The sequence below is a fragment of the uncultured Intestinimonas sp. genome (genome assembly GCF_944387725.1).
GTDB lineage: Bacteria > Bacillota > Clostridia > Oscillospirales > Oscillospiraceae > Intestinimonas.
The window spans coordinates 1-4,539 of the sequence record NZ_CALXGA010000100.1 but is presented as its reverse complement, the minus strand read 5'-3'; the positions used below and the strand labels follow the sequence as shown (position 1 = coordinate 4,539).

The following is a 4,539-nucleotide window of genomic DNA, read 5'->3' as shown; positions in this document are numbered from 1 at the left end:
TTCGACGAGATCTACCACCCCCGCACCGCCCTGGAGCACATCGAGAACGTCTACCCCTACGAGGTCTCCCACCCGCCCCTGGGAAAGCTCATCCTCGGCCTGGGCATCCGCCTCTTCGGCATGACCCCCTTCGGCTGGCGGTTCATGGGGGCCCTCTTCGGGGTGCTGATGCTCCCCATCCTCTACCTCTTTTTGAAGAACCTCTTCGGCAAGACCCCGGTGGCCGCCTGCGGCAGCGCCCTCTTCGCCTTCGACTTCATGCACCTGACCCAGACCCGCATCGCCACCATCGACACCTACGGGGTCTTCTTTATCCTGTTGATGTATTACTTCCTCTACCGCTATCTGGCCCTGCCGGCGGGGACCGCCTTCCGCCGCTGCGCCCTGCCCCTTTTCCTGTCAGGCCTCTCCTGGGGCCTGGGGGCCGCCAGCAAGTGGACGGTGATCTATGGGGCGGTGGGCCTGGCCGTCCTCTACTTCATCGGCCTGGGCTGCAAGCTCCGGGAATGGCCCGCCGAGGTCCCCGGCAAGCTCCCCTGGATTTGGAAGATCCTCCTTTTCTCCGGCCTCTGCTTTGTGCTGCTCCCCCTCCTGATCTACACCCTCTCCTACTGGCCCTACGCCGCCGCCCGGGGGAATGCGGCCAGCCTGGGGGGCATCCTGCTGGAGATCTTCTCCTGGCCCTTCGTCTGCCTGCCGCAGGTCCTCCGGGGAGAGCGGGAACTCTTTGTCAACGGCTCCCGGAACATCGTGGACATCATGCTCCAGAATCAGCATTTCATGCTCACCTACCACGAGGGGGTCACCGCCTCTCACCCCTATTCCTCCCGGTGGTTCCAGTGGGTGGTGGACGCCCGGCCCATCCTCTACTACCTGGACAGCACCTCCCGGGCCGGGGAGGGCCTCAAGGCCGCCTTCGGCTGCTTCAACAACCCCATCGTCTGCTGGGGCGGCCTGCTGGCCATGGTGGCCTGCGCCGCCCAGTCCCTCCGGCGGCGGGCCGCCCGGATGGGCCTCTTCGCCGCCCTGGCCCTGGCGGGGATCCTCTCCTGCATCCTGGTGCTCCAGGTCTTTCCCCCGCTGCCGGTAACCCTGGAGCAGTTCTTCTCCCAGCCCATCTCCCAGGACGTTCCCCTCTCCTGCTGCGGGCTCCTCCTGCTGATGGCGGCGGTGGTCCTCCTCTTCCTGGGGACAGGGGCCCTGGCCGCCTGGTGCTTCCCAGCCCCCTCCCCCAGGGCCCTCTTCATCTTGGTGGGCTACTTCTCCCAGCTCCTGCCCTGGTTCCTCATCGGCCGCACCACCTTCGCGTACCACTACTTCCCCTCCACCCTCTTCCTGGTGCTGGCCATCTGTCAGCTCTTCGACGGCCTGATGGAGCGGGACCGCCGGTGGAAGGTCCCGGTCTACGGCCTCACCGCCGGGGCTGCGGTCCTCTACGCCGCCTTCTACCCGGTGCTCATCGGCCTGATGACCCCCACCTGGTACACGTCCACCTTTCTCAAATGGTTCCCCTCCTGGCCCTTCTGAGGCCCTGGAGCACGAAAATCGGAGGTCCCGCATCATGTATCTCATTGACTACCACACCCACACCCGTCTCTCCCCCGACAGCGAGGCCCCCCTGGCCGAAATGGCCCAGGCCGCCGTCCGGGCCGGGCTCTCGGAGCTGTGTGTTACCGACCACTACGACCTGCTGGAGCTGGACGGCACGCCGGCGGCGGCTCCCTGCGACTGGGCCCCGGCGGTGGAACAGCTCCGGGAGGCCCAGGACGCCTTCCGGGGCCGCCTGACCCTCCGGCTGGGCCTGGAGCTGGGCAGCGCCCCCTTCTTCCCCGATAAGGCCCAGGCCGCTGTGGACCGGCCGGAGGTGGACTTTGTCATCGGATCCCTCCACAACCTGACCCCGGAGGCCGGAGGCGGGGACTTCTACTTTGTGGACTACCAGACCCCGGAGACCTGCTATGCCTGCCTGGACAACTACTTCGGCAGTATGCTCCGGCTTGCCCCCATGTCCTGCTGCGACGCCCTGGGCCACATCATCTACCCCCTGCGCTATATGAACCTCCGGGCAGGACAGAATGTCTCCCTGGACCGCTACCGGGACCAGCTCCGGGAGATTCTGCGGCTGGCGGTCCACAACGGCCGTTCCATCGAGGTCAACACCTACAACGGCCGCACGGTGGACGACTGGCGGCCGGTGCTGGCCCTCTACCGGGAGGTGGGGGGCGAGCTGGTCACTGTGGGCTCCGACGCCCACAGCCCCGAAAACGTGGCCAAGGGGGTCCGGGAGGCCTATGAACTCCTGGCCGACACGGGCTTCCGCTATGTCACCGTCTATGAAAAGCGGGTCCCCCGGCCTGTGAAACTGTAACATGAGGAGGATTTTGTCATGATTGCACTGGGTTCCGACCACGGCGGCTTCGCCCTCAAGGAGCGTCTCAAGCACTTCCTGGACGAGCGCGGACTGGCCTATCAGGACTTTGGCTGTCCAGACGCCACAAGCTGTGACTACCCCGTCTTCGCCCAGGCCGCCGCCCAGGCGGTGGCCTCCGGCCAGTGCAGCCGGGGCATTGTCATCTGCACCACAGGCATCGGCATTTCCATCGCCGCCAACAAGGTCAGGGGCATCCGCTGCGCCCTGTGTACCGACTCCCTGACGGCCGAGATGAGCCGCCGCCACAACGACGCCAACATGCTGGCCCTGGGGGCCGGCATTGTGGGCCCCAACCTGGCCGAGCGCATTGTGGAGACCTTCCTCACCACCGGATTCGAGGGAGGCCGCCACGCCCGCCGGGTGGGCCTGATCGCCCGGATGGAGGGCTGAGTCCGTACAAGCCCATAAAAAGAGGCAGCGCCCCGCACATTGCGGGGCGCTGCCTTGTGTTTTCCGAAGTTCAACGCCGCTCAGCCCCCCAGGGTCATCCCGGCGCCGCCCAGGCCGTCCTTTTCCAGCATCCGCTCCAGGACCTCCACATCGGTGGTGATGTCCATGGCGTCGTCCTGGAAGAGGCGGTCGAGCTGCTTTTCAAAGCCGTCCACCACCTTGTCCATCATGCCCTCGATGCGGTCCTTGGCGGCGGAGATGTTCTCCCCCTCAATGCCCTGGGCCTCCATCTGGGCGTAGGAGCCCAGAATCTTCAGCGTGGTGGGGAGGTAGTAGCTCAAAAAGCTCCGAAGCTGGCCCTCCTTGTCTGGCTTCTCCCGTAAGTAGGCGAAAATCTTCCCGGTGATCTCCCCGATGCGGTCGATCTTCCGGCTCATCTCGGCGTCCTCAATGGCGTCGTTCAGGGTCCGGATTTCGGTGAGGACGGCCTCCTCCCGCTCCATGCCCTTGGGGGGCGTCTCCGGCTCGGGTTCCGGTTCGGGCTTGTGGTCTTGAATGCCCTCATCGCTGAGGACCAGCCGGTCCGCCCCCAGGTCCAGGTAGCCGGCGGGGAAGATCCCTGCGTCCAGCATGTCCTGGAGGTCCTCCCGGACCCGCCGGGCCGAGAGGCCGGAGGCCTCTGCCAGGGCGGAAACCGAGATGGACTCCCGCTGGCCGATGAGGGCCAGGTAGTTCCGATACCGCTTGGCCCGCCGGTTCTTGGTCAGGCCGTACCAGAGCATACTCAGCCCGCCGCCGCAGAAGGCCAGGGGGAGGAAGATGTCCTCCAGGCTGTAGAAGAGCCCGCCCCAGGAGAGGGCGTCCAGAAATGCGCTCAGGCCCATCATGCCGAAGACGGCCGCCAGGACGGCCCCGCCGATCATCAGGCCCCTGCCGGGGTTCCGGCCGGCCTTCCGGGCGTAGCCCTTCTTTCCGGCCTTCTGTCCGGCCGGGGCGGCCTGGGCCTGGCGGTAGTAGCGCCGCTCCCGGGGACCTTGGGGGGCGGCCTGAGGTCCGGCCTGGGCGCTCCCCTGGGCGGCCCCCCGCTGGATGTCGTAGGGATGCCGGTTCCCGTAGGTCCGCTGCTTCTTCTCGGTGATCCCCGTGAGCTTCAGGGCCAGCAGAATGACCCCCAGCGGGGGGAAGCAGAAGAGGAAGATGAGAATGGGCACCCAGGAGGCGAGATCGCCGTTTCCCCGGCCGGGGGAGCCGCCCTGGGAGCCGTGGTATTGGTATCTGTGGTCGTCGGGCATGACTGATTCCTCCGCAAGAAATTCCGCCGGAGCTGGCCAGCCGGCGCTCCAGCGTTTTCTATCATACAACGAAAGGCAGAAAAAGTAAAGGCAGCGCCGCACAAAGAACTGCCTGGCGGCTTTGTACACCATCTGCTGGCACGTCTGGCGCACAATCTTTGCGCGGTGCTGCCGGTCCGAGGACCTGGAAGGTCCCAAGGGCCTGTGTTTGCGGAAGACACCTGGGCTTGGTATTTTGCTCCCCCTATTCCATGGACGGCGGGGGCCCCAGGATCTCCAGGCAGTCCGCCGCCGCCTGATCCAGCCGCTGGGCCAGGGCGTCGCCGGCGCCGGTGGGGATGGAGGAGGCGTCGGTGAGGGTGAACACCCGCTCCGTCCCGTCCCGGCGCACCATCAGCATGGGCACATAGTCCCAGCCGGTGACGG

General features: G+C 66.4%; 5 protein-coding genes. 3 read left to right on the top strand and 2 right to left on the bottom strand.

Annotation, left to right across the window (positions count from 1 at the left end; translation table 11 throughout):
- The 3 genes from Q0K09_RS10365 to rpiB all read left to right on the top strand — a co-directional run.
- The coding region (locus Q0K09_RS10365) for a glycosyltransferase family 39 protein (RefSeq protein WP_294475970.1) at positions 1 to 1,527 on the top strand (1,527 nt) is incomplete at its 5' end.
- A 34-nt stretch (positions 1,528 to 1,561) separates the two neighbouring features.
- Entirely contained in the window at positions 1,562 to 2,368 is an 807-nt protein-coding gene (locus tag Q0K09_RS10360) for a histidinol-phosphatase HisJ family protein (protein ID WP_294475968.1), read from the top strand.
- Between the two features lie 18 nt (positions 2,369 to 2,386).
- Entirely contained in the window at positions 2,387 to 2,821 is a 435-nt protein-coding gene (gene rpiB / locus Q0K09_RS10355) for a ribose 5-phosphate isomerase B (RefSeq protein ID WP_294475966.1), read from the top strand.
- An 80-nt stretch (positions 2,822 to 2,901) separates the two neighbouring features.
- Here the strand turns inward: rpiB and Q0K09_RS10350 are convergent, their stop codons facing one another.
- Complete coding sequence (locus Q0K09_RS10350; protein WP_294475964.1) at positions 2,902 to 4,113, bottom strand: 5-bromo-4-chloroindolyl phosphate hydrolysis family protein; 1,212 nt, start codon at positions 4,111 to 4,113, stop codon at positions 2,902 to 2,904.
- Positions 4,114 to 4,357: 244 nt separating this feature from the next.
- Positions 4,358 to 4,539: hypothetical protein (locus Q0K09_RS10345; RefSeq protein ID WP_294475962.1), on the bottom strand; the 182-nt coding region annotated here is incomplete at its 5' end.

Bases quoted from the DNA above. Each gene is read 5' to 3' on its own strand.
- Q0K09_RS10360 (WP_294475968.1), top strand. From the start codon at position 1,562: ATGTATCTCATTGACTACCACACCCACACCCGTCTCTCCCCCGACAGC.
- rpiB (WP_294475966.1), top strand. From the start codon at position 2,387: ATGATTGCACTGGGTTCCGACCACGGCGGCTTCGCCCTCAAGGAGCGT.
- Q0K09_RS10350 (WP_294475964.1), bottom strand. From the start codon at position 4,113: ATGCCCGACGACCACAGATACCAATACCACGGCTCCCAGGGCGGCTCC.